Here is a 20,993-nt window from a genome sequence, read left to right as displayed (position 1 = left end):
TGTTCGTCACCGCCTCAAACCTTCGTTTGTGATCCATGCTGATCGGCTACGCCCGCGTGTCCAAAGCCGACGGCTCGCAGTCGCTCGACCTGCAGCACGATGCCCTTCGCGCTGCCGGTGTCGAGCCAGGCAATATCTATGATGATCGTGCATCCGGTAGCCGTGATGATCGCCCCGGTCTTGCCGCCTGCCTGAAATCGTTGCGCGACGGCGATGTCCTCATCGTTTGGAAGCTCGACCGGCTCGGCCGAACGCTCACCCACCTGGTCAGCACGGTGCAGAATCTGTCGGATCGCGGTATCGGTCTGCGGGTGCTCACCGGCAAGGGCGCGCAGATCGACACCACGACGCCATCGGGCCGGATGGTGTTCGGCATTTTTGCCACACTGGCGGAGTTTGAGCGGGATATGATCCGCGAGCGCACCATGGCTGGCCTGGCCGCTGCCCGCGCGCGGGGACGCAAGGGTGGCCGCAAGTTCGCCCTCTCCAAGGCCCAGGTGCGGCTCGCTCAGGCTGCTATGGCCCAACGCGACACGTCCGTTTCCGACCTCTGCAAGGAACTCGGGATCGAGCGCGTCACTCTCTACCGCTATGTCGGTCCCAACGGGGAACTCCGGGATTACGGTCAGCGCGTGCTTGCTGCCAAAACGCGATGATGATGACGGGAGCCCCGATCAAACTTACCCAAGCGGACGCCGCAGACGTTGCAGACCTGTACAACCGTTGCAGCGACTATTTCCTGTTGCAGGACGGGGCCGCGCCCACGCTGGACGATGCTCGCGAGCTTTTCTCCGATGTGCCGCCCGAAAAGAGCGCCCACAATCAAGCTGTCCTGGGATGGAAGGGGCCTGGCGGCCTATATGCAATCGCGGCCATCCTCCGCGATTATCCGCGTGATGGCACATGGTATCTCGGCTTCATGATCGTAGATGCCGCACAGCGTGGTCGTGGCGTCGGACGCTCAATTTACTCGACGGTCGAAAGCTGGGCCGCTGCGAGAGGTGCCACAGAGATTCGGTTGGCCGTGCTGGAAGCGAATGAAGCGGCAGAGCGATTTTGGCGTTCTCTCGGCTTCATTGAGTATCGGCGCGTTGGGCCAGACACCTTCAAAATGCGTAGCCATCGCCGGATAGAACTGAGCCGTCGCCTTTCTGGCGCGACCGTAGAAGGCAGCAACAAGTAAGATCTCGCGCCGGCTATCTGGGCGAGCTTGGCGTAGGATTCCGCCCCCTCCCGCAAACGCCCCCTTGTCGATCCACAGCATCTATCCTATCGCTCGGAAGAACGATTTGGAGCGACGATGTGGCCACTTTTTTACTGATATCGGGCGCTTGGCACGCTTCCTGGTGCTGGGAGCGCATTGCGCCTCTGCTTCGGACATCGGGTCACAAGGTCGTTGCGCCGGACCTCCTCGGCATGGGCCCCGACCCGACCCCCGTCTCCACTGTCACCTTGGCTGACTGGGCTGATCAGGTGGCTCAGCTTGTCCGGGAGCAGGACGAGCCTGTGATCCTCGTCGGCCACAGCCGTGGCGGCATTGTCATCAGCGAGGTGGGCGAGCGGGTTCCTGAGCACATCGATCGCCTGGTCTACTTGTCGGCCTTCATGTTGGCCGATGGCGTGTCGGTTGCGCAGGCGTCGTCGCGCGTTCCCCACACCCATCAGGCCGACGTGATGGAGCGCAGGCCCGACAACACGACGGTGATCCGGCAGGAAGCGGTGGGTTCGACCTTTTACAATACGACGCCCAGCGAGTGGGTCGCGCGCGCTGAAGCGCAGGTTTCGGCCGAGCCGCTCAGCGGACTGGTTACCCCTGTTCACGTCACTGAGAAGCGATACGGAAAAATACCGCGCGCTTACATCGAATGCACGGAAGACCGCGCCGTCCCGCTCGAACTCCAGCGCGCCTTCCAGGCCGACTTGCCCTGTAACAGCGTGATCACCTTGGAAACGGATCATTCGCCGTTCTACTCGGCGCCGGAGTTGCTCGTGTCGGCTCTGGAGGGCCTGGTGGCGCCGACGTAACACTGATCCAGCAGTGCCTGCTTACAAGCGATTGCTGCCGATCAGGTCGGCACGTTGCGTTTTACAATTCTGCGACCGAGCAGCTTCTCGCCATCAGGCCGGATCTGCCCGTTGGGCGTGACATGCCGGTATAGGGTCTGGCGCGTCACGCCGAGTTCGAGGCACAGCTCGCCGACCTTGGTTTCGGGCTTGCCCATCGCGGCTTGCGCAAGCCTGAGCTTGGCAGGTGTCATCTTGAATGGCCGCCCGCCATTGCGGCCGCGAGCGCGAGCGGATGCCAGCCCCGCCTTGGTGCGCTCGACGATCAGCTCGCGCTCGAACTCGGCGAGGCCGGCGAAGATCGCAAAGATCAGCCGGCCGTTGGCAGTCGTGGTGTCGATTGATGCGCCTTCGCCGGCAAGCACCTTGAGGCCGATACCGCGCTTCGTCAGGTCGCCCACCGTGTTGACGAGGTGGCGCAGATCGCGGCCGAGCCGGTCGAGCTTCCATATGACCAGCGTGTCGTCGCGGCGCAGCGCCTTCAGGCAGGCATCAAGCCCCGGTCGCTTATCCAGTCGGCCCGACGCGGCGTCCTCATAAATATGCTCGGGATCGACGCCGGCTGCGATGAGCGCGTCGCGCTGGAGATCGTGGACCTGGCTGCCGTCCGCCTTGGACACCCGTGCGTAACCAATCTGCGTTGTCACATATACGTCCGTCTGCGTGACGGAGCGGCATTGCCCGTCAATCGATCGCCATGATGTCACATAACCCGTCTTGTGGTCTATGCTCCGTGAACAGGGGCGCTTGCCTATTGCGTGACAAACAGGAAGCCGATGCCGTCCAGGACCATATTGTCGCCCGCGCAGCGTAGCGCGATCTTCGATCCGCCTGCCGACCGGGCGACGATCGAACGGCTCTATACGCTTGGCCCCGATGACCTCGGACAGGTGGCGCGGCGCCGGCGCGGACCGAACCGGCTCGGCTATGCGGTGCAGCTCTGCTACCTGCATCATCCGGGACGCAGCCTGCTGCCGGGTGAGCCGGTGCCTGCCGCCATGCTGTCGCTGCTCGCCGACCAGATCGGTTGTCGAACCGACGACTTCGCCGACTATTCTGCGCGCGCAACGACGCTGCGCGAGCATCGCGCCGAGATCGAAGCCCAACTCGGTCTGCGCGCCTTCGACCGGATCGACGTGCGATCGATGCTGGCGCTGGGATCGGAGATCGCCACCTCGACCGATCGGGGCGAGGCGATCGTCGCCGGCATGGTCGATCGCCTACGGCTCGACCGGATCGTGCTGCCGGCGGCATCGACGCTGGAACGGCTCGCCCTCATTGTACGGGCGCAGGCACGCAAGGCGGCGCATGCGGGGCTGATCCGCGACTGCTCGACCGAACAAATAGCGGCGCTCGAACGCCTGATCATATCCGATGACAATGGTCGCACCCGGCTTGGTTGGATACGGGCGTGGCCGGAAGCACCATCGGCGTCGAACCTGAAAGGCATCGTCGAGCGGCTCGACACGGTGCGCGGCATCGGAATCGCAGCCGATCGGGCGCGCCGCATCCATGCCGCCCGCTACGCCGTCATCGCACGGACGGCCGGCATCGTCACCGCGCAGCACCTCCGGCGTCTCGAACGCCCGCGTCGGCTCGCGATGCTGGTCGCCTCCATGATCGAGATGGAGGCGGCGCTGACCGATGCCGCCTTGGTCATGGTCGAGAAGATGGTGGGGGCCCTGTTCCGCCGCGCCGATCGCACACGCTCGGACCGTCTGCTCGGGCAGGCACGGATGCTGAAGGACACCGCCCGCTTCCATGCGCGGCTCGGTCGCCTGCTGATCGAAGCCCGCGCGACCGGACGCGACGCCTTCCACGCGATCGACGACCGGGTGGGCTGGGATCAGCTCGAACGCAGCATCCGCTTCGCCGAGGATCTCACCCGGTCGGCCGACGACGGTTTGGCGGAAGTGATCGAGCGCTATCCCGCCGTGCGGCGGTTCGCCCCAACATTCCTCGCCGCCTTCACCTTCCGCACCGCGCGGTCGGGTGATCCGCTGCTCAGCGCGATCGAGGCGCTGCGGACGATGTACCGCGACGGCCGCTCGGTCCTGTCGAAGCGGGTGCCGACCAGCTTCATCAAGCCGCGCTGGCGCAAGGTCGTGGAGCCGTCCCAAGGGATGATCGACCGCCGCGCCTACGAGATCGCAGTGATCGTCCACCTGCGCGAACGGCTCGGCTCGGGCAGCATTTGGGTGGACGGCAGTCGCGCCTATCGCACGCTGGACGATTACCTGCTGCCGACCCCTGCGTTTGCCACGATGCGAGCCGATGGCAGCCTTCGCCTGGCCGTGACGTCTGGTTTTGCTGAATGGTACGAGGATCGTCGCACCCTGCTGACCCGGCGTATGACCGAGGTGGAGCGCGCAGCCGCGACGGGCGAGCTGGTCGATGTTACGATCGAGCGCGGGCAGTTGGTGATCTCGCCAATCCGGCGAGCACCGTCTGACGATGTCGAGGCGCTGAAGGCGCGGCTCTACGCGATGCTGCCACGTGTGCGGATCACCGATCTGCTGGTCGAGGTCGCCGCCTGGTCGGGCTTCGCCGACCAGTTGGTCCATGCCCGCAGCGGCGAGCCGGCCTCCGACCAGTCCGCGCTGATGGGTGCGATCCTCGCCGATGCGACCAACCTCGGGCTGGGCCGCATGGCGGAAAGTTCGCGTGGGCTGACGCTGTCCCGTCTGCGCTGGACGGCGGAATGGCATGTCCGTGACGAAACCTATCTGTCGGCACTGGCGGCGATCGTCGATTGCCACACCGCGCATCCACTCGCTGCGGTTTGGGGACCAGGCGACACATCGTCATCGGACGGGCAGTTCTTCCGTGCCGGCGGTCAGGGCGAGGCGCGCGCCGATCGCAACGCCCGCTACGGCACCGAACCCGGCGTGCTGTTCTACACCCACGTCACCGACCGCTTCACGCCGTTCCACACCAAGGTCATTGCCGCCAACGTCGGCGAGGCCGCGCACGTCCTCGACGGCCTGCTCGACCATGAGAGCGAACTGGTAATCCGCGAACATGCGACCGATACCGCCGGGGCGGTCGATCATGTCTTCGGCCTGTGCCATTTGCTCGGCTTCCGCTTCGCACCGCGCATCCGCGACCTCAACGAGCGCAGGCTGTACGGACTTTCGCCGCTCGATCCGTGGCCGACAATACGCCCGCTCGTCGCCGGCCCGGTTAACGTCCGCGCGATCGAGGAGAACTGGGACGAGACGCTGCGGCTCGCCGCCTCCATCCGCGCAGGCACCGTCAGCGCCTCGGTCATGCTCCGCAAGCTGGCCGGATTCCCACGTCAAAACCCGGTCGCCCGCGCGTTGCGCGAGATCGGGCGGATCGAGCGCACCCTGTTCATGCTCGACTGGTTCGACGATCCCGAACAGCGGCGTCGCACCGGCAGCATCCTCAACAAGGGTGAGGCCCGCAACGCGCTCGCCCGTGCCATCTTCTTCAACCGCCTCGGCGAATTGCGCGACCGCACATTCGAGAACCAGCGCCATCGTGCCTCCGGGCTAACCCTTCTCACCGCTGCCGTAACGCTCTGGAACACCGTCTATCTCGACCGCGCCGTCCGGTATTTGCGCGCCAGCGGTGTCGAGGTGCCGGACGAACTGCTCGCCCATGTCGCGCCGCTGGGCTGGGAGCACATTGGCCTCACCGGCGATTATTTGTGGAGTGAGATGGACAAACCCCGCGAACGGTTCAGGCCCTTGCGCCTCCACCAGACCGGCCGCGACGCTTAGACCCAATGACCGTCATTCGCCTCGCGCTTCGAGGCAGGTGGGGCGTAAGCTCAGCTTGTCAGGAAGGAGAAGGACAATGTCGATCAGCAAGTTTGTCGGTCTCGATGTCCATAAAGAGACGATTGCAGTTGCGCTCGCCGATGACGGTCGGACTGGAGAAATCCGGTTCTACGGGACCATACCCAACACGCAGGATTCGATCCGGCGTCTGGTGGCCCGACTGAGCAGCCCGGATGTCGCGCTGCATTTCTGTTATGAAGCAGGCGGCTGTGGCTACGGAATTCATCGTCAGTTAGTCGATCTGGGGGCGGAATGTAGCGTGATTGCGCCATCGGTCATGCCGCGCAAACCTGCGGACCGGATAAAGACCGACCGACGTGACGCGATGACGCTCGCCCGATTGCTACGGTCTGGTGAATTGACGGCGATCTGGGTCCCGGACGAGGCACACGAGGCTATCCGTGATCTGATTCGTGGGCGACGCCAGGCGAAACACGATTTGGTTGCTGGCCGGCAGATGTTGTTGAGCTTCCTTCTGCGCCATGGGCGCAAGTTCGCCGGTCGATCCAATTGGACCAAGGCGCACTGGCGCTGGCTCGGTGAGCAGGCGTTTGATGCACCTCACCAGCAATTCGTATTCGGCGAGAGCATCCGCCGGATCGAGGAAGCACAGCAGCGCTGCGACCGACTGGATGCAATGCTGGTGGAGGCATTGCCCTATTGGTCGCTGGCGCCGTTGGTTCAGGCTCTGCAGGCCTTGCGGGGTGTCGGCTTGATTGTCGCCGCCACCTTAGTTGCAGAAATAGGCGACCTTGGTCGGTTCGATACCCCAAAACAGCTCATGGGTTGGCTGGGGCTGGTCCCGTCTGAAGCGTCGAGTGGTGCCCGGACGCGCCGAGGCGCAATAACGAAGACCGGCAACCGCGAAGCGCGAGCAATGTTGGTGGAGGCGGCCTGGTCCTATCGACTGCCAGCGCGGGAAGAACGCCGCTATCGAGCCCGGGTCGAGGGACTGCCGGATGAAGTCAAAGCCATCGCCTGGAAAGCACAAGTCCGACTGTGCCAGCGCTACCGGATGTTGGCTGCGTCCGGGAAGCCCTTGCCGAAGCTCATCACGGCGATCGCTCGCGAATTGGTGGGATTTGTCTGGGACATCGGGCGACGTATGCAGCCCGCATGACGACGGCATCTCAAGTTATTGGACCTGATGGGCGTGCCGCGAAGACCAGGCAAGATGGGTAACCCTCGGCGTACGTTGGGGCAGGTTTCGACCGATGCCCGTGCTTAGAGAGAGGAAGGCCCACGACGGAAATGGGAAATGCGGTAGGCGTCACCTCAAGGTTTGTGCGCCAGACAACGATTTGGCAGACATAATGCGAACATCGGCTAATTAGCGAGCTTGAGGCGCGACATGGGATCGTTGAGCTGGCGGAATTCACCGCCAGGCGGACGCTCCGCCTGCCCTCAAAGGCAGCCGCCGGGCAGGCTACGCCGCGGGGTACGATGCTACTGACATGGCCAAGCCTTCGCTAACGAGCGTTCAGCTCCGGCCACCATATGAACACTCATAAAATAGCTATTCTGCTCCGCCCAGCGTAAATATGCCGCGCGCAGCGCCGATCGGTCATAGCGTGGAGCGCGGCATTCCGCTTTTCGCGCGACGATCATCATGTCGAGCACGCCTTGGAGGTAAGCGCCGCATCGCGGCTCATTCGCTTGACAGCTTACGAACAACGCCGAGCCCGTCGCCGACGCGGGTTCGGTTTGGCCGATCGCACTATCAGGCAGGGCGGCCAAAGCGGCGCATAACAATATCCATCGCCTTGGCCGCATTTTCGTCTCCTATTCCGCAGTATCATTTCGGAAGGGGCGCACGGCCCTCGACGGCCGGCGCCCCGTGCTGATCCATCATTCGCGGCCGAGCACCTGGCCTTCGGGCGTGACGAACAGTTCGATCGTCTTTCCGTCGCTGTTCTTGCCCTTGATTTCATAGAGCGTGCTTCCGTCCGCCTTTCGGGTGACTTGCTCCGCTTTGCTTATTGACGCGAGTTGCGCGCGTGCCGCGTTCATCGCGGCCTCGGGCACCTGAGCAAGCGGGATGTCTCGTTCGCTGTGCTTGCCGATTATCCGGTTTTCGTTCGCCTCGTGGTTTTGCGCGATCGCCACGCCCGCGATCGCCAGCGCGGCCGCGCCCACGCCTGCGACAACAGTGAGAGTTCGTTTGCTACCCATGTTCCATTCCACTTCCTGCATAAGGGCCGTGGGGTCGGGCGGGCGGCGGTTACGGCCCAATGAGCCGTCGTCCGAGTTCAACTCCTCTGATTGTTCATCCTGTCGAGCGCCGCGCGCAGCCCACGGGCGAGCTTGGCTGCGTCGTCGTTGGCCCAGAAGTGCATGAAGAACAGCCGCGGCTCGTCGTTTAGCATATGATTATGCAGCGCCGTGACCTCGATCCCGTTCGTCCGCAGCACGCGCAGGACCGGATCGACCTCGTTTGCGACAAGTACGAAATCGCCGGTGATGGCGGCTCGGCCGTCCCCGGTTGGCTGAAAGTTGATCGCGGTCGCCGTGCCCATCGTCGGCGGAGTCTCCATATCGCCGTCCATCAGCCGCTCGGCGCGCGGAAAGCTGTATTGGAGGATGCCACCGGCCGTCTTGCCCTCACCGCCCATCAACCGGTTGAGCGCGGCCACATCGAGGTCGAGCCGCGATGCGGCTGCGCTGGCCGAAGGCGATTGCGGCGCGGCGAGCGGGGTCCGACTGGCTGATAGCGCTTGCCGGAGCGCGGCCGCGAGCTTCACCGGGTCGCCGTGGCCGGCAATGTGCATGTACATGGTCGCAGGCGAAGGGCGGAGCAGGTGATTGTGGAGCGCGGTGATCGTAAAACCGCTTGCGAGCAGGCGGCTCAAAACGGGGTTCACCTCGTCGTGGGTCAGCACGAGATCGCCCATCACCATCGCCTCGTCGCCCATCGGCTGAAACGCCGCCCAAGAGCCGAGCGCGAGGGAGGGCTTGATCGTCACCCCATCCAGCGTGACGCTCAGGTCCGAACGCGGGAAGCTGTAGCGGTGAACGCCCCCCGGCTGTTCGGCCCCCGCTCGTCCTATCGCCCGGTCGACAGCCGACCAGTCCGGCGCTGCCCATGCCGGGCTTGCCAGCAGGAGGCTGGCGAATCCCAAGGCGATGGTCTTTTTCAGCATAATTGATCCTTCATCAGCGCACTCGACACGGAAAGCCTCACGTCATGCGAGCGCGCCGCCGGCGAGCCGCGACATTACGCTCCGGTTTCTTTCTTCGGGATAAGCAGTCCTATGCTCATGAGGCTTGTGATGCAACCCTTACACTTGTAGGCTAGTGACGATACAACTATGACAAACACACAAGCTTCCCCTTGGTTGCTCCTGATCCCGCAGCTTCCGGCTAAGCCTGCCTATTTGCGGGTGAAGGTCTGGCGGCGTTTGCAGGCGATCGGGGCCGCGCCGCTCAAGAACGCCGTCCATGCGCTCCCCAATCGCGAGGACACGCGCGCGCTGTTCGAAGAACTGCATCGCGAGATCACCGAAAATGGCGGCGAGGCGCTGATCCTCGAAGCGCGCCTTGTCGGCGGCATGGGCGATGCGGAGCTGCGCGGAGTGTTCGACGCTGCGCGTGACGCCGACTATGAGGAGTTGGCACGCGAGGCGCGCGCGCTGTGTGAGGGCGAGTATGTCGCGGCGGCGGATGTGGGCCGCCTGCGCAAACGCCTGAACGAGGTCGCCGCGATCGACTTTTTCGGTGCGCATGGTCGGCAGGCGGCACAGGCCGCCATCACCGAGGCGGACCGCCGCTCTCACCAACATCCCGATGTGAGCGGCCCCGGTGCGCCCGAGCTGACCCCGGCGGAGCTAAAGCGCCGCGTTTGGGTGACGCGCCGCCATGTCCATGTCGATCGCATCGCGTCCGCCTGGCTCATTCGCCGCTTCATCGACCCCGAGGCGAGCTTCAAGTTCGTCGAGGGCAAAGGATATGTGCCGGAGCCTGACGAACTGAGGTTCGACATGGCGGACGCTGAGTTCACCCACGAAGGCGACCGCTGCTCCTTCGAGACCTTGGTGTTCCTCACCGGTCTCGAGACCGACCCCGCGCTGCGGGCGCTCGGCGAAATTGTTCACGACCTTGATATTGCCGATGCTCGGTTCGAGCGCCCGGAAACTCCGGGAGTGAGCGCGCTTATCGCCGGCATCTGTGCCGGCACCGACGACGACGAGGAGCGGATCGCGCGCGGATCGACCGCGCTCGACGGATTCTATGCTCACTTCACCCGGCGAAAAGAGGACTAAAGATGGAGGCCAGCGCACGCGCTGAAATCGCAGTCGAGACGCTGCACGAGCACGGCATCAGCTTTGGCGAGGCGGTGCGCGTCTGGATCAGGGTCGCGCTGCTCAGCTTCGGCGGACCGGCGGGCCAGATAGCGGTGATGCATCGCATCCTGGTCGAGGAGAAGCGCTGGATCGGCGAGGAGCGGTTCCTCCACGCGCTCAACTATTGCATGCTGCTGCCCGGCCCTGAAGCGCAACAGCTAGCTGTCTATATTGGCTGGTTGCTCCATAAGACCAAGGGCGGCCTGGTCGCGGGCGCGCTATTCGTGCTGCCCGGCTTCCTCGCGATTTTAGGGCTCAGCTATGTCTATGTGCTGCTCGGCGAAGTGCCGCTGGTCGAGGGATTGTTCTTCGGATTGAAGGCCGCCGTGCTGGCGGTGGTGCTACAGGCGGTGGTCCGGGTGGGTTCGCGTGCCTTGAAGAACAACGTCATGCGCGGTTTTGCCGCGCTGGCGTTCGTCGCGATCTTCGTGCTCGACGTGCCCTTCCCGCTGATCGTGCTTGCCGCCGCGCTGATCGGCTTCTTCAGTGGCCGCGCTGGTTACGCCGCATTCAAGGGCGGCGGCGGACATGGTCCCGCCGGCGCTGAGATAATCCACGACCGCGACACCGCTCTTGGCGAGGGCCTTCCCGACCATGCCCGGCCGAACCTCTCTTGGTCGCTGCGCATCTCCGGCGTCCTGCTGCTGCTCTGGCTCGGGCCGGTCGCAGCGCTGCTGTTCGCGTTCGGCCCCGACGACGTGTTCAGCCGCATCGCCACCTTCTTCAGCCAGATGGCGGTGGTGACCTTCGGCGGCGCCTATGCGGTGCTCGCCTATGTCGCGCAGGAGGCAGTCGAGACCTATGGCTGGCTCCAGCCCGGCGAGATGCTCGACGGGCTCGGCATGGCCGAGACCACGCCCGGGCCGCTGATCATGGTGACGCAGTTCGTCGGCTTCCTCGCGGCCTTCCGCGAAGCGACCGGGCTGCCGCCGCTCGTCGCCGCGACCTTCGGCGCAATCCTCACCACCTGGGTTACCTTCCTGCCATGCTTCCTGTGGATCTTCGCCGGCGCGCCATTCATCGAGCGGCTGCGCGGCAACCGCGCATTGTCGGCCGCGCTTTCGGCGATCACCGCCGCAGTGGTCGGCGTGATCCTCAATCTGGCGGTCTGGTTTGGTATCCACACTCTGTTCGAGCAAGTCCGCGAAGTGCCGTTCGCAGCCGGCACCATCGATCTCCCAGTCCTAACGTCCGTCAACTGGCCGGCGCTGGCGCTCGCGGTGGGTGCGATACTCGCCATGTTCCGGTTCAAGGCCGGCATGCTGCCGGTGCTCGGCGTCTGCTCGGTCCTCGGGGCCGCATATGTAATGATCATCTGAAGGAGTGACGCGTGACGATCGACCATCTTTCCCGACGCAGTGCAATCGCAACTCTTGGCATCGGAGCCGCCGCCATGACTATCAACGAAGCCTCTGCGCAGACGCCGGCCGCAGCGCCGGCGGCTGTCCCCGCCTTTGCCGGAAATCATCAGGTCAAGCCGCTCAGGTTCAATCCCGCCAGGCTTCACGGCCTCTCCGAAAGGCTGATCACATCGCACCACGAGAACAATTATGCGGGCTCGGTCAAGGCCCTGAATATGATCGAGACACGACTTGCCGCCGCGCTCGCTGACACGGACCTGCCGCCGGTGGTCTATGGCGGATTGAAGCGCGAGGAGCTGCACCGCACCGGCTCGGTCGTGCTCCATGAGGTCTATTTCGACGGGCTCGGCGGCAACGGCCAGGCAGCCGGTTCCATCCGCGACGCGCTGGGCGCGGCGTTCGGCTCGTTCGACCGCTGGGAAGCCGACTTCCGCCGTACCGGGATGAGCCTTGCCGGCGGATCGGGCTGGTGCGTGCTCGTCTACAATCTCCACACGCGCTCGCTGCACAACCATTGGGCGTGGGATCATATGCACGGTGCGATTGCCGGCGTGCCGCTGCTCGCGCTCGATATGTACGAGCACAGTTTCCACATGGATTACGGCACCGCCGCCGCCAAATATGTCGACGCCTTCTTCCGCAACATCGACTGGGAAGTGGTCGACCGGCGCTATGCCGCGGCTTTGCGCGGCGGCGGCTGAACCCGACCGCCGTGGCTTAACACCCACTGCTGCGCGACACCTGAGTTCGCGACCACAAAGGGGACAGGTCCGATGGGGAGATGCAACAATGACATCCGGCCCGAACATCGCTCTTCTTTGGCGTGGGCAAGCAGCCGAGTGGACGCATCGCTTTCATGAAGCCCGGCAGTGGCCGATAATGCAGGCCTTGCGGGCGCTCGGGGCGACCGCAAGGCCTGTACTGTACAGGGACGAGGCGGTTCGCGAGATTCGGGACGAGCTGCTGTCGTGCGACGCAGTGCTGGTCTGGGTGAATCCGTTGGACATTTCAGGCGACCGCTCGCAGCTCGATCCAATGCTGCGCGAAGTCGCGGGGTGCGGCGTTGTCGTCAGCGCGCATCCTGACGTGATCGCCAAAATCGGCGTCAAGGAAGTGCTCTACACAACGCGATCCATGGAATGGGGCAGCGATGTCAATCGATACGTGGACGCTGAAGGCCTTCGCGCTCGTTTCCCCGAACATCTTGCCGCAGGCCCGCGCGTGCTGAAGCCGAACTACGGCAACGGCGGCAGGAATGTATGGCGTGTCCAACTAGACGAAGCGGGAAACGCTCCGGCTTTGAAAACGTCGGTGAAAGTTCAAGAGGCCCGCCAAGGAAGCAAATCGGAGCGCATCAGCCTAGCCGAGTGCTTGGAAAGGTGGGTGCCGTTTCTAAACGACGGCGGCGTGCTGATCGATCAGGCTTATCAGCCGCAGTCGTCCGAGGGCATGGTCCGCTGCTACGTGTGCGGGCACCGAGTGGTTGGCTTTGGGCACAACCTGATCACTGCGCTGATGACGCCAACGGCCATTGATACAACGTCGTCAACCCCACAGCCGATGGGCCGCGCCATGTTCGGACCGGAGGTGACGCGCTTCGCAGCCTTACGGAAAGCGATGGAGGATCGCTGGATTCCAGAGATGCAAAGGTTGCTGTCGATCGCCGACCACGATCTTCCGCTTCTTTGGGACGCCGACTTCCTATTTCGCCTTGGTGAAGCCATCAGCGATGGCTCCTATGCGCTTTGCGAGATCAATGCTAGTTCGGTTGCACCATTTCCGCCAAGCGCCGTCCAGCCAGTCGCCGCAGCGGCAATCGGTCGCGCTCTTGCCATTCGTTTGACGAAGGAGACCTCCAATCCTCATTGATATGATTCAAGCAATTCAAGAGACGTGACATTGGTCGTATCAATCAGACAAGCCTAAGGGTGAGCGAGGCTGGGTGAAACCGGCTCAGGTGGCAGCGCGGAGATACTGGTAGAGGGTTTCGCGACTGATCCCCAGGTCACGGGCGATGACGGCCTTGCGCTCGCCGTCATCAACACGGCGGTGCAGCTCGGCGACCATTTCGTCGGAGAGGGAACGTTTCCGCCCGCGATAAGCACCGCGTTGTCTGGCGACCGCAATGCCTTCGCGCTGCCGCTCCCGGATCAGGGCGCGCTCGAATTCGGCGAACGCACCCATGACCGAGAGCATCAGGTTGGCCATCGGAGAATCCTCGCCCGAGAAGGCCAGGCTTTCCTTCACGAACTCGATCCGGACGCCTCTTTTGGTGAGGGACTGAACCAGTTTGCGCAGATCGTCGAGATTACGCGCCAATCGATCCATGCTGTGGACCACGACGGTGTCACCCTCGCGGGCGAAGGCGAGCATGGCATCGAGTTCGGGGCGGTTGATGTCCTTGCCCGATGCCTTGTCGGTGAAAATCCGGTCGAGCGACTGCCCGTCCAACTGGCGATCGACATTCTGATCGAATGTGCTCACCCGGACGTAACCGATCCTCTGGCCTTTCATCGCCGCCTCCGGTCAAAATGTCAGGTTGAATTCTATGACACGGCGGAACATGCGTCAATAAATGCTTGCCATAACCCTATCCTGACAGAAACCGCCGCTGCATCCTGACGTCCGGTTAGGCTATACTCCAAGCTGACATCACAAAATCAAATCCCTCAAAGATGGCGTCAATTGCCTTGATGGGGTAAAAACTGGAGTGCTTCCAGGATGGGACATTCGGCAACGTCATCTCCAGTGCATCTGGCTAACGTGGTCGCCAGCGTCACCTCTATCTTCTGCAAATCTGCAATGCGGCGGCGGACATCTTCAAGGTGGAGTTCGGTTCTCGCCATAACCTCCGCGCAGGTTTGTGCACCGGTATCGGTGAGCGACAACAATGACCGTATCTCATCCATTGCATAGCCAAGGTCGCGCGCGCGCAGGATGAACTGCAACCTTTGCACCAGTTCCGGCGAATAGACGCGGTAGCCGTTGGAACTGCGAGGCGGCCCCGGCAGCAATCCCACCTTCTCGTAATAGCGGATGGTTTCGAGATTGCAGCCTGTTTTCCGGGCAAGCTGGGCACGCAAGATGCCGACCTGTTGCTCCATGAAAATACCTCTTGAGTCTGTAGTGGCTACAGAGCCTACACTGCGAATCACTCAGTTGGAACAAGGGATTCAAGCCATGGTCTCAACGCCGGAAGCGGGACAGCCAGCCCTCACCGAAAACCACGAGCCGAAGCAGGCAAACTGGGTTGCGGCGGGCGCATTGATCGGCGCGGGGCTCGCCTCGGCTTGCTGCGTCGTCCCGCTACTGTTGGTTATGCTCGGAATTTCCGGCGCGTGGATCGCCAACCTGACGGCGCTCGAACCTTACAAGCCCTATGTCGCAGGCGTAACGCTCGCGCTGCTCGGCTACGGCTTCTGGCATGTCTATTTCAAGCCGAAACCGCCCTGTGAAGACGGTTCCTACTGCGCTCGTCCACAATCGGCTTGGACCACCAAGGCGGTGCTGTGGCTGGGCCTTGCCGTCGCCATCCTGGCGCTCACCATCGACTGGTGGGCACCCTGGTTCTATTGAAAGGAAATACCCATGAAAAAGACAGTATGTATCGCTATGGCCGTGCTGGCTATGGCTGGCGGCGGGGTCGCCTATGCAGTTAGTGGCACGGCGCAAGATCGCCCCGCGGCTACCGCAACCGCTCAGAAGCAAACCACCTTTGCCATAGAGAACATGACCTGCGCCACCTGCCCGATCACCGTGAAGAAGGCGATGGAAGGCGTCGCCGGGGTAACGGCGGTCACGGTCGATTTCGCAGCCAAGACCGCGCGCGCAACCTATAACCCGCGCCGCACCAATGCTGCTGCGATTGCCGCTGCATCAACCAACGCGGGTTATCCGGCGCGCGCTATTCAAAACTGAGCGGGGCGCCGCCAGCGCCTCAAGAAAGCGATAAGCAATGAACGACTGTTGCAACCGCCCCGGGCAGGAAGGATTTGACGTGGCCGTCATCGGCGCGGGTTCTGCCGGGTACTCCGCCGCGATCGCCGCTGCCGATCTGGGCGCGAAAGTGGCGCTCGTCGGTCACGGCACGATTGGCGGCACCTGTGTCAATGTTGGCTGCGTTCCTTCCAAGACGCTGATCCGCGCCGCCGAAGCGGTGCATGGTGGGCTTGCCGCCGCGCGCTTTCCCGGCCTTGGGGGCGCTGTCCAGATGGATGACTGGTCCGTATTGGCGGCGTCGAAGGACGATCTTGTCACGACGCTGCGCCAAAAAAAATATGTCGATCTGCTGCCCGCCTATGACGGTGTGAGCTATATCGAGGGCAAGGCACGCTTTGCCGATGGTGCGCTGATTGTCGGCGATGCGCCCATGAAGGTCGGCAAGGTCATATTGGCGATGGGTGCGCACGCCGCCGTGCCGCCGATTCCGGGGATGGACAGCGTGCCCTACCTAACCAGCACATCGGCGCTGGCGCTGGATCGCTTGCCCAAATCGCTGCTGGTGATCGGTGGCGGGGTGATCGGGGTAGAACTGGGACAGATGTTTTCGCGTCTGGGCGTTGATGTCACCATCTGCTGCCGAAGCCGCCTGCTCCCCGAAATGGACCCGGAAGTGAGTGCCGCGCTGAAAAACTATTTGGAAGCCGAGGGCGTGCGGGTTTGCGCAGGTGTCGGCTATCAGCGTATCGCCCAAACACAGAGCGGGGTCGAATTGACCTGCGAGGGGCATTGTGACACCGTCGCGGCGGAACAGGTGCTCATCGCCACCGGACGCCGACCCAATAGCGACGGGCTTGGGCTGGAGGAGCGCGGCATAGTGCTTGCCCGTAATGGTGGAATCGTCGTCGATGACCACCTCGAAACGTCGGTTCCAGGCATTTACGCGGCGGGCGATGTAACGGGACGGGACCAGTTCGTCTACATGGCCGCCTATGGCGCAAAACTGGCCGCGCGCAACGCGGTGACGGGCAACCAATACCGCTACGACAATTCCTCCATGCCATCCGTCGTCTTCACCGACCCGCAAGTCGCCAGCGCCGGCCTCACTGAAACGACAGCACGGGCGCAAGGCCTGGACATCAAGGTTTCGCTGCTCCCGCTCGATGCTGTGCCAAGGGCACTGGCAGCACGCGATACGCGGGGTCTCATCAAACTGATTGCCGACAAGGCGAACGACCGTTTGCTGGGCGGCCAGATCATGGCACCCGAAGGCGCGGATTCGATCCAGACACTGGTGCTGGCGATCAAACACGGCATGACCACCCTGGAATTGGGTGCAACGATATTTCCTTACCTGACCACTGTGGAAGGCCTCAAACTGGCGGCCCAAACGTTTGATAAGGATGTCGCCAAACTGTCTTGCTGCGCCGGGTGATTGCTCGGGGATCAACCGGCAACGAATGGCCTCCCTCCAGTGCAAGCCGCTTTGGTGTCAATTTTGTTATTCGCCTCAGCGGGAGAGCAAAATGGCACGACGCCGACTTCTGACCGGAGACGAGCGCCGGCGCCTGTTCGATCCTCCTGTCCAAGAAACCGCGATCATTGGGCATTATACCCTTTCTGCGGAAGATGTTGAATTGGTTGGGCGCCGCTATGGTCCAGCAAATCGCCTCGGTCTGGCTGCACAAATCGCTTTGATGCGACATCCCGGCTTTGGTCTGCAACCCGAGATCGGGCTTCCCGACGTCATTCTTCAGTACCTCGCGGCACAGTTATTCGTCGATCCTTCCTCCTTCTCTGCATATGGTCAGCGCGCGCAAACCCGTACCGATCATGCCGATCTCGTGGCGCGTTATCTTGGCATACGCCCGTTTCGACGCGGCGACCTGGCACTTGCCCTGAATCTTGCCGCGCAAGCCGCCGAGTATACAGACAGAGGTGAACCGATTGTTCGCGCCCTCATGGTTGGCCTGAAGGGTGAGCGGTTCATTCTTCCGTCAGGCGACACACTGGAACGCGCCGGTCTTGCTGGCCGGGCACGCGCACGCAAAGCTGCCGCAGCCGCAATCGTCGAAGGCCTCAGCTCTGCTGAACTGACACGGCTAGACGAACTCGTAATCAACAACCCGGATTTCGGCATGACACCGCTGGCGTGGTTGCGTAATTTCGAAGAAGCCCCGACTGCGGCCAATATCAATGGCTTGCTTGAGCGCCTGCGCTATGTTCGCGGCATAGGTATCCACCCGGTAGTTGGGGGCGCCATTCCGGAATTCCGCTTTGCCCAATTTGTCCGCGAGGGCGGCGTGGCACCGGCATTCCTGCTTTCGGATTACAGCGTCAATCGCAGGCGGGCGACGTTGACGGCCGCAGTGATCGACCTTGAGGCCAGACTTGCCGATGCCGCGATCCAAATGTTTGACCGACTTATCGGCGGCATGTTCACGCGCGCGCGGCGTGGGCGCGAGCGTCGCTACCAAGATAGTATTCAGTCGGTGGGGCAACTCATGCGGCTGTTTGGCGCCACGATTACAGCACTTGATGAGGCTGTCCAGAATGGCGGCGATCCGCTCGAATTGATTGACGAAGCGGTGGGCTGGCACCGGCTTGTTGCGGCAAAGGCCCAAGTAGATGCCCTTGCTGATCTTGCCGGCGAGGACGCACTGGTAACGGCAACCGAGCGTTACGCCACGCTACGGCGTTTCAGCCCGGCATTTCTGGACGCCTTCACCTTCAAGGCGTCTGGAACAGGGACGGCACTGATCAAAGCCATCGATGTCATTCGCGATGCGAACACACGAAAGTCGCGCGACCTTCCCGATGGCGTTCCACTGCCATTCCCCAATCGGCAGTGGAAGCGTCTCATCACCGAAAGCGGCCGTATCGACCGCCGACGTTATGAAATTGCGATCATGGCAACCTTGCGTGATCGTTTGCGCGCCGGTGATGTATGGATCGAGGGAACCCGCAACTATCAGCGCTTCGATGCCTATTTGCTGGGTCGGCGCGACGCCGCCAAAGTGGCGGATGTGCTTCCGTTCGATTCAAATGCTGCATCCTACCTCGCTGACCGGGCACGAAATCTTGACTGGCGGCTGCGCCGATTTGCCAAGCAGTTGAAAACAAACAAGCTTGAGGGAGTGTCGCTCGAACGAGACCGGCTCAAGCTTCAGCAAATGCCGCCTGTCACCCCACCGGAAGCTGAAGCCCTCGATCGCAAGCTCGATACCCTGCTTCCCCGCGTGCGCATCACCGAGCTGCTGCTTGAAGTCGCCGAACGCACTGGTTTTTTGAACGCATTCCGTGACCTGCGCTCAGGCAAGGAGCACGACAACCCCAGCACGGTACTCGCCGCAATTCTGGCTGATGGCACCAACCTCGGGCTGGAGCGGATGGCCAATGCCAGCGAAGGCGTCAGCTATGCCCAACTCGCATGGACCCACAACTGGTATCTTTCACCCGAGAACTATCAGGCCGCGCTGGCCATGATCATCTCAGCCCATCACGAATTACCCTTCGCGCGGCATTGGGGCGCTGGCACCAGTTCGTCATCCGATGGCCAGTTCTTCCGGTCGGGGCGGAGCCGTTCAGGGGCGGCGGACGTCAATGCCAAATATGGCGCCGAACCTGGCGTGAAAATCTATTCTCACCTTTCCGATCACTTCGCATCATTCGGATCACGGATCATGTCCGCGACGGCAGGTGAAGCGCCTTACGTGCTCGACGGGCTTGTCCTGGGCGCCGGCAACCTTCCGTTGCATGAGCACTATACCGATACCGGCGGCGCCACCGATCATGTTTTCGCACTCTGCCACCTACTCGGGTTCCGCTTCGCGCCCCGGCTGCGCGATATTGGCGACCGCAAGCTGGGTTCGATCGCTTGATCGCATCGGCGTCGCCCGGCTCGAGCGTCGAGAAGGGCAAGCCCGTTAAAATACAGTCGGCCTCGCCCAGTCCATGCTCGGCAAGGTGGCGATTGACGTCCTGCGCCGTTCCTTGAACGACGATGAGCCGGCGATCGTCGCAGCGCTGCCGCAAAGTTTTGACGAATCTTTCGCCGGTCTCAATCGCCAGAAGAACGGCATCGCGCCGCATGCGCTCCAGCGCTTCGAAGGTAAAACGCCCCGTGCCCGGACCATATTCGACCAGAATGCTGATGCGCTGCCAGTCGAGCGGGGCGAGCATGCGGCGAACCATGCGCGCGCTCGCCGGTACGGCCGAGCCGACCATGCCGGGATTGCGCACAAACTCCGAGACTGCCACCCAAGCTGAATCCTGCGCCATCGCTCTCTCCTTGCAACCGTGACAACGATACTCGCGGCCAGTGGTTCGCGGGGAGTGAAGCAGTACCTCGAACTGCGCCGGTGCGATGATAGTCGTGCTCATCCTGTTCGGCGATTCGCTGGTCCATGGCCTCCTCTCGCCGCTTGGCTCGGCCTAATGGGCGGCGGCCATTGCTATCATCATAATCGAGCGATTGCCCGCCGGGCTGATCGGCATGATCGCTTTCAGGGCGGCGCGGCACGAGAAGTCGATGCTGACCTTTTTCGGCCTCCTAGTGTCGGATCGTTTTACTATATAGCTTATGGGGTCAACGACGGCCCGTTTGCCGGTTGCCACCGGCTGCGAACCCCTGCGGATTGTCGGCCCCTGGTCATCCTGCCGGCCAAACGATCGATGAATATCGGGTTCTGACAAGAGCTGCCCTCCGATCCATCGCTTGCGAACGGCAGCAAAGTCGCAGGCCAAGTCATTCCATCTTCGTCATCAAGCGTCCTGCCGCGCCATGCTCGGCGGCAAGGTTACGGTAATAGGCAAGCGGCATGCGAGGGGATTTCCACCGCAGTGCATCCATGATGCCAGCGAGATCCTCGCCGCTGGTGAACAGATCCTGATTCAGCCCCACACGCGTGGAATGCGCGCTCACCCCCTTCAGGAGCCGGTCCAGGTCATCCTTCGTTAGATCGGGCAGCACCCCAGCATCAAACGCGCGCTGAATGATCGCCCGGTAAATCGGCCCGATCGAGCCAGGATGCAGCGCCCCCTGCCCTACATCATATTCGATCCTTGCCGCTACGGCGGGCCTGGGCAGCGTCTTGCGCAGATCCCATGCCTCGCGCCCAGAAATGCTCTCGATCCGCCGCCCCGGCACGGCTTTGCGCGCCTTGTAACGCCGCACCTGCACACGGCTGAAGATCGTCCCTACCTCGATCCGCGCTGCCGCCCGCCAGGCCGCGATCGCCCGCACGGATCGCGGTGAGAGATAGGCCGTCGCCCCCTCCCCTTCCTGATCGCCTTCGCTGCGCGCAATCATCAGCAGGCGCGCCTCAGGGTCTATCGCCTCAATGATGTGAGAAAATTCAACCGCCACCAGTTCGGAGGCCCGCAGGCCGGTATCGTAGGCGACCGACAGCAGCGCCCTATCCCGCAAACCCGGCAGGTCACCACCACAGCTTTCGAGCAATCCACTAACAATCAAACCGGAC

19 protein-coding genes and 2 pseudogenes are annotated in these 20,993 nt (G+C 62.7%); 14 read left to right on the top strand and 7 right to left on the bottom strand.

What is annotated here, in order from left to right; translation table 11 throughout:
- Positions 1 to 35: 35 nt before the first annotated feature.
- From HH800_RS25910 to HH800_RS25900, 3 genes are all read left to right on the top strand, one after another.
- Complete coding sequence (locus HH800_RS25910) at positions 36 to 656, top strand: recombinase family protein (RefSeq protein WP_008832583.1); 621 nt, start codon at positions 36 to 38, stop codon at positions 654 to 656.
- A complete protein-coding gene (locus HH800_RS25905) occupies positions 653 to 1,183 on the top strand; it encodes a GNAT family N-acetyltransferase (protein WP_007686150.1) in 531 nt (176 codons plus the stop codon). Before HH800_RS25910 ends, HH800_RS25905 begins: the two co-directional genes overlap by 4 nt.
- Before the next feature lie 119 nt (positions 1,184 to 1,302).
- Entirely contained in the window at positions 1,303 to 2,025 is a 723-nt protein-coding gene (locus HH800_RS25900) for an alpha/beta fold hydrolase (RefSeq protein WP_169863465.1), read from the top strand.
- A 41-nt stretch (positions 2,026 to 2,066) separates the two neighbouring features.
- Here HH800_RS25900 and HH800_RS25895 read toward each other — a convergent pair whose 3' ends face one another.
- The gene (locus HH800_RS25895) at positions 2,067 to 2,711 is read right to left on the bottom strand and encodes a recombinase family protein (protein ID WP_169863464.1); all 645 of its coding nucleotides are present in this window, start codon (positions 2,709 to 2,711) and stop codon (positions 2,067 to 2,069) included.
- A gap of 129 nt (positions 2,712 to 2,840) precedes the next feature.
- On the opposite strand from HH800_RS25895, the gene HH800_RS25890 reads away from it, so the two are divergent.
- Both HH800_RS25890 and HH800_RS25885 read left to right on the top strand, forming a co-directional pair.
- A complete protein-coding gene (locus tag HH800_RS25890; RefSeq protein WP_169863463.1) occupies positions 2,841 to 5,810 on the top strand; it encodes a Tn3 family transposase in 2,970 nt (989 codons plus the stop codon).
- A 76-nt stretch (positions 5,811 to 5,886) separates the two neighbouring features.
- A complete protein-coding gene (locus tag HH800_RS25885) occupies positions 5,887 to 6,990 on the top strand; it encodes an IS110 family transposase (RefSeq protein ID WP_169863462.1) in 1,104 nt (367 codons plus the stop codon).
- A 326-nt stretch (positions 6,991 to 7,316) separates the two neighbouring features.
- Here HH800_RS25885 and HH800_RS29645 read toward each other — a convergent pair whose 3' ends face one another.
- From HH800_RS29645 to HH800_RS25875, 3 genes are all read right to left on the bottom strand, one after another.
- Positions 7,317 to 7,643, bottom strand: coding sequence for a Rap1a/Tai family immunity protein (locus HH800_RS29645; protein WP_223178489.1), 327 nt, complete (start codon positions 7,641 to 7,643; stop codon positions 7,317 to 7,319).
- 75 nt (positions 7,644 to 7,718) lie between these two features.
- Complete coding sequence (locus tag HH800_RS25880) at positions 7,719 to 8,123, bottom strand: PepSY domain-containing protein (RefSeq protein WP_235682153.1); 405 nt, start codon at positions 8,121 to 8,123, stop codon at positions 7,719 to 7,721.
- Entirely contained in the window at positions 8,120 to 9,010 is an 891-nt protein-coding gene (locus HH800_RS25875) for a DUF1259 domain-containing protein (protein ID WP_169863461.1), read from the bottom strand. Before HH800_RS25875 ends, HH800_RS25880 begins: the two co-directional genes overlap by 4 nt.
- Positions 9,011 to 9,178: 168 nt before the next feature.
- Here HH800_RS25875 and HH800_RS25870 point away from each other — a divergent pair, with 168 nt between their 5' ends.
- The 4 genes from HH800_RS25870 to HH800_RS25855 all read left to right on the top strand — a co-directional run bounded on the left by HH800_RS25870 (position 9,179) and on the right by HH800_RS25855 (position 13,440).
- Positions 9,179 to 10,129: a chromate resistance protein ChrB domain-containing protein gene (locus HH800_RS25870; protein WP_025160483.1), complete on the top strand. Its 951-nt coding sequence runs from the start codon at positions 9,179 to 9,181 to the stop codon at positions 10,127 to 10,129.
- 2 nt (positions 10,130 to 10,131) lie between these two features.
- Entirely contained in the window at positions 10,132 to 11,529 is a 1,398-nt protein-coding gene (gene chrA / locus HH800_RS25865; RefSeq protein ID WP_017184237.1) for a chromate efflux transporter, read from the top strand.
- A 74-nt stretch (positions 11,530 to 11,603) separates the two neighbouring features.
- Positions 11,604 to 12,272: a superoxide dismutase gene (locus HH800_RS25860; RefSeq protein WP_017184236.1), complete on the top strand. Its 669-nt coding sequence runs from the start codon at positions 11,604 to 11,606 to the stop codon at positions 12,270 to 12,272.
- An 88-nt stretch (positions 12,273 to 12,360) separates the two neighbouring features.
- The gene (locus tag HH800_RS25855) at positions 12,361 to 13,440 is read left to right on the top strand and encodes a Cj0069 family protein (protein ID WP_169863460.1); all 1,080 of its coding nucleotides are present in this window, start codon (positions 12,361 to 12,363) and stop codon (positions 13,438 to 13,440) included.
- A gap of 84 nt (positions 13,441 to 13,524) precedes the next feature.
- Here the strand turns inward: HH800_RS25855 and HH800_RS25850 are convergent, their stop codons facing one another.
- Positions 13,525 to 14,085 carry a recombinase family protein gene (locus HH800_RS25850; protein WP_017184234.1) on the bottom strand — a complete coding sequence of 187 codons (561 nt, stop codon included), beginning with the start codon at positions 14,083 to 14,085 and terminating at the stop codon, positions 13,525 to 13,527.
- Between the two features lie 167 nt (positions 14,086 to 14,252).
- Positions 14,253 to 14,675 (bottom strand): MerR family transcriptional regulator, encoded by a 423-nt coding sequence (locus tag HH800_RS25845; RefSeq protein ID WP_014072603.1) that lies wholly within the window; start codon positions 14,673 to 14,675, stop codon positions 14,253 to 14,255.
- Between the two features lie 76 nt (positions 14,676 to 14,751).
- Here HH800_RS25845 and HH800_RS25840 point away from each other — a divergent pair, with 76 nt between their 5' ends.
- From HH800_RS25840 to HH800_RS25820, 5 genes and pseudogenes are all read left to right on the top strand, one after another.
- On the top strand, positions 14,752 to 15,147 hold the full coding sequence (locus HH800_RS25840) for a mercuric transporter MerT family protein (RefSeq protein WP_014072602.1): 396 nt from the start codon (positions 14,752 to 14,754) through the stop codon (positions 15,145 to 15,147).
- Between the two features lie 12 nt (positions 15,148 to 15,159).
- A complete protein-coding gene (locus HH800_RS25835) occupies positions 15,160 to 15,489 on the top strand; it encodes a heavy-metal-associated domain-containing protein (protein ID WP_004213249.1) in 330 nt (109 codons plus the stop codon).
- Between the two features lie 37 nt (positions 15,490 to 15,526).
- Positions 15,527 to 16,945 (top strand): mercury(II) reductase, encoded by a 1,419-nt coding sequence (gene merA / locus HH800_RS25830; protein ID WP_026109686.1) that lies wholly within the window; start codon positions 15,527 to 15,529, stop codon positions 16,943 to 16,945.
- Positions 16,946 to 17,036: 91 nt separating this feature from the next.
- A pseudogene (locus tag HH800_RS25825) lies at positions 17,037 to 19,388 on the top strand (Tn3 family transposase); the annotation flags it as partial.
- 76 nt (positions 19,389 to 19,464) lie between these two features.
- A complete protein-coding gene (locus tag HH800_RS25820; protein ID WP_169863459.1) occupies positions 19,465 to 19,779 on the top strand; it encodes a hypothetical protein in 315 nt (104 codons plus the stop codon).
- Between the two features lie 478 nt (positions 19,780 to 20,257).
- Here HH800_RS25820 and HH800_RS25815 read toward each other — a convergent pair.
- Positions 20,258 to 20,989: pseudogene (locus HH800_RS25815) on the bottom strand (integrase); the annotation flags it as partial.
- Positions 20,990 to 20,993: the final 4 nt, after the last annotated feature.

The sequence above is a fragment of the Sphingobium yanoikuyae genome (assembly GCF_013001025.1).
GTDB lineage: Bacteria > Pseudomonadota > Alphaproteobacteria > Sphingomonadales > Sphingomonadaceae > Sphingobium > Sphingobium yanoikuyae_A.
This window is presented reverse-complemented; position numbering and strand designations above follow the sequence as displayed.

Excerpts from the sequence above, each read along its gene's own strand:
- HH800_RS25910 (WP_008832583.1), top strand. The coding sequence starts at position 36 with ATGCTGATCGGCTACGCCCGCGTGTCCAAAGCCGACGGCTCGCAGTCG.
- HH800_RS25905 (WP_007686150.1), top strand. The coding sequence starts at position 653 with ATGATGATGACGGGAGCCCCGATCAAACTTACCCAAGCGGACGCCGCA.
- HH800_RS25890 (WP_169863463.1), top strand. The coding sequence starts at position 2,841 with ATGCCGTCCAGGACCATATTGTCGCCCGCGCAGCGTAGCGCGATCTTC.
- HH800_RS25885 (WP_169863462.1), top strand. The coding sequence starts at position 5,887 with ATGTCGATCAGCAAGTTTGTCGGTCTCGATGTCCATAAAGAGACGATT.
- HH800_RS29645 (WP_223178489.1), bottom strand. The coding sequence starts at position 7,643 with ATGCGGCCAAGGCGATGGATATTGTTATGCGCCGCTTTGGCCGCCCTG.
- HH800_RS25875 (WP_169863461.1), bottom strand. The coding sequence starts at position 9,010 with ATGCTGAAAAAGACCATCGCCTTGGGATTCGCCAGCCTCCTGCTGGCA.
- HH800_RS25870 (WP_025160483.1), top strand. The coding sequence starts at position 9,179 with ATGACAAACACACAAGCTTCCCCTTGGTTGCTCCTGATCCCGCAGCTT.
- chrA (WP_017184237.1), top strand. The coding sequence starts at position 10,132 with ATGGAGGCCAGCGCACGCGCTGAAATCGCAGTCGAGACGCTGCACGAG.
- HH800_RS25860 (WP_017184236.1), top strand. The coding sequence starts at position 11,604 with ATGACTATCAACGAAGCCTCTGCGCAGACGCCGGCCGCAGCGCCGGCG.
- HH800_RS25855 (WP_169863460.1), top strand. The coding sequence starts at position 12,361 with ATGACATCCGGCCCGAACATCGCTCTTCTTTGGCGTGGGCAAGCAGCC.
- HH800_RS25850 (WP_017184234.1), bottom strand. The coding sequence starts at position 14,085 with ATGAAAGGCCAGAGGATCGGTTACGTCCGGGTGAGCACATTCGATCAG.
- HH800_RS25845 (WP_014072603.1), bottom strand. The coding sequence starts at position 14,675 with ATGGAGCAACAGGTCGGCATCTTGCGTGCCCAGCTTGCCCGGAAAACA.
- HH800_RS25840 (WP_014072602.1), top strand. The coding sequence starts at position 14,752 with ATGGTCTCAACGCCGGAAGCGGGACAGCCAGCCCTCACCGAAAACCAC.
- HH800_RS25835 (WP_004213249.1), top strand. The coding sequence starts at position 15,160 with ATGAAAAAGACAGTATGTATCGCTATGGCCGTGCTGGCTATGGCTGGC.
- merA (WP_026109686.1), top strand. The coding sequence starts at position 15,527 with ATGAACGACTGTTGCAACCGCCCCGGGCAGGAAGGATTTGACGTGGCC.
- HH800_RS25820 (WP_169863459.1), top strand. The coding sequence starts at position 19,465 with ATGCTCGGCAAGGTGGCGATTGACGTCCTGCGCCGTTCCTTGAACGAC.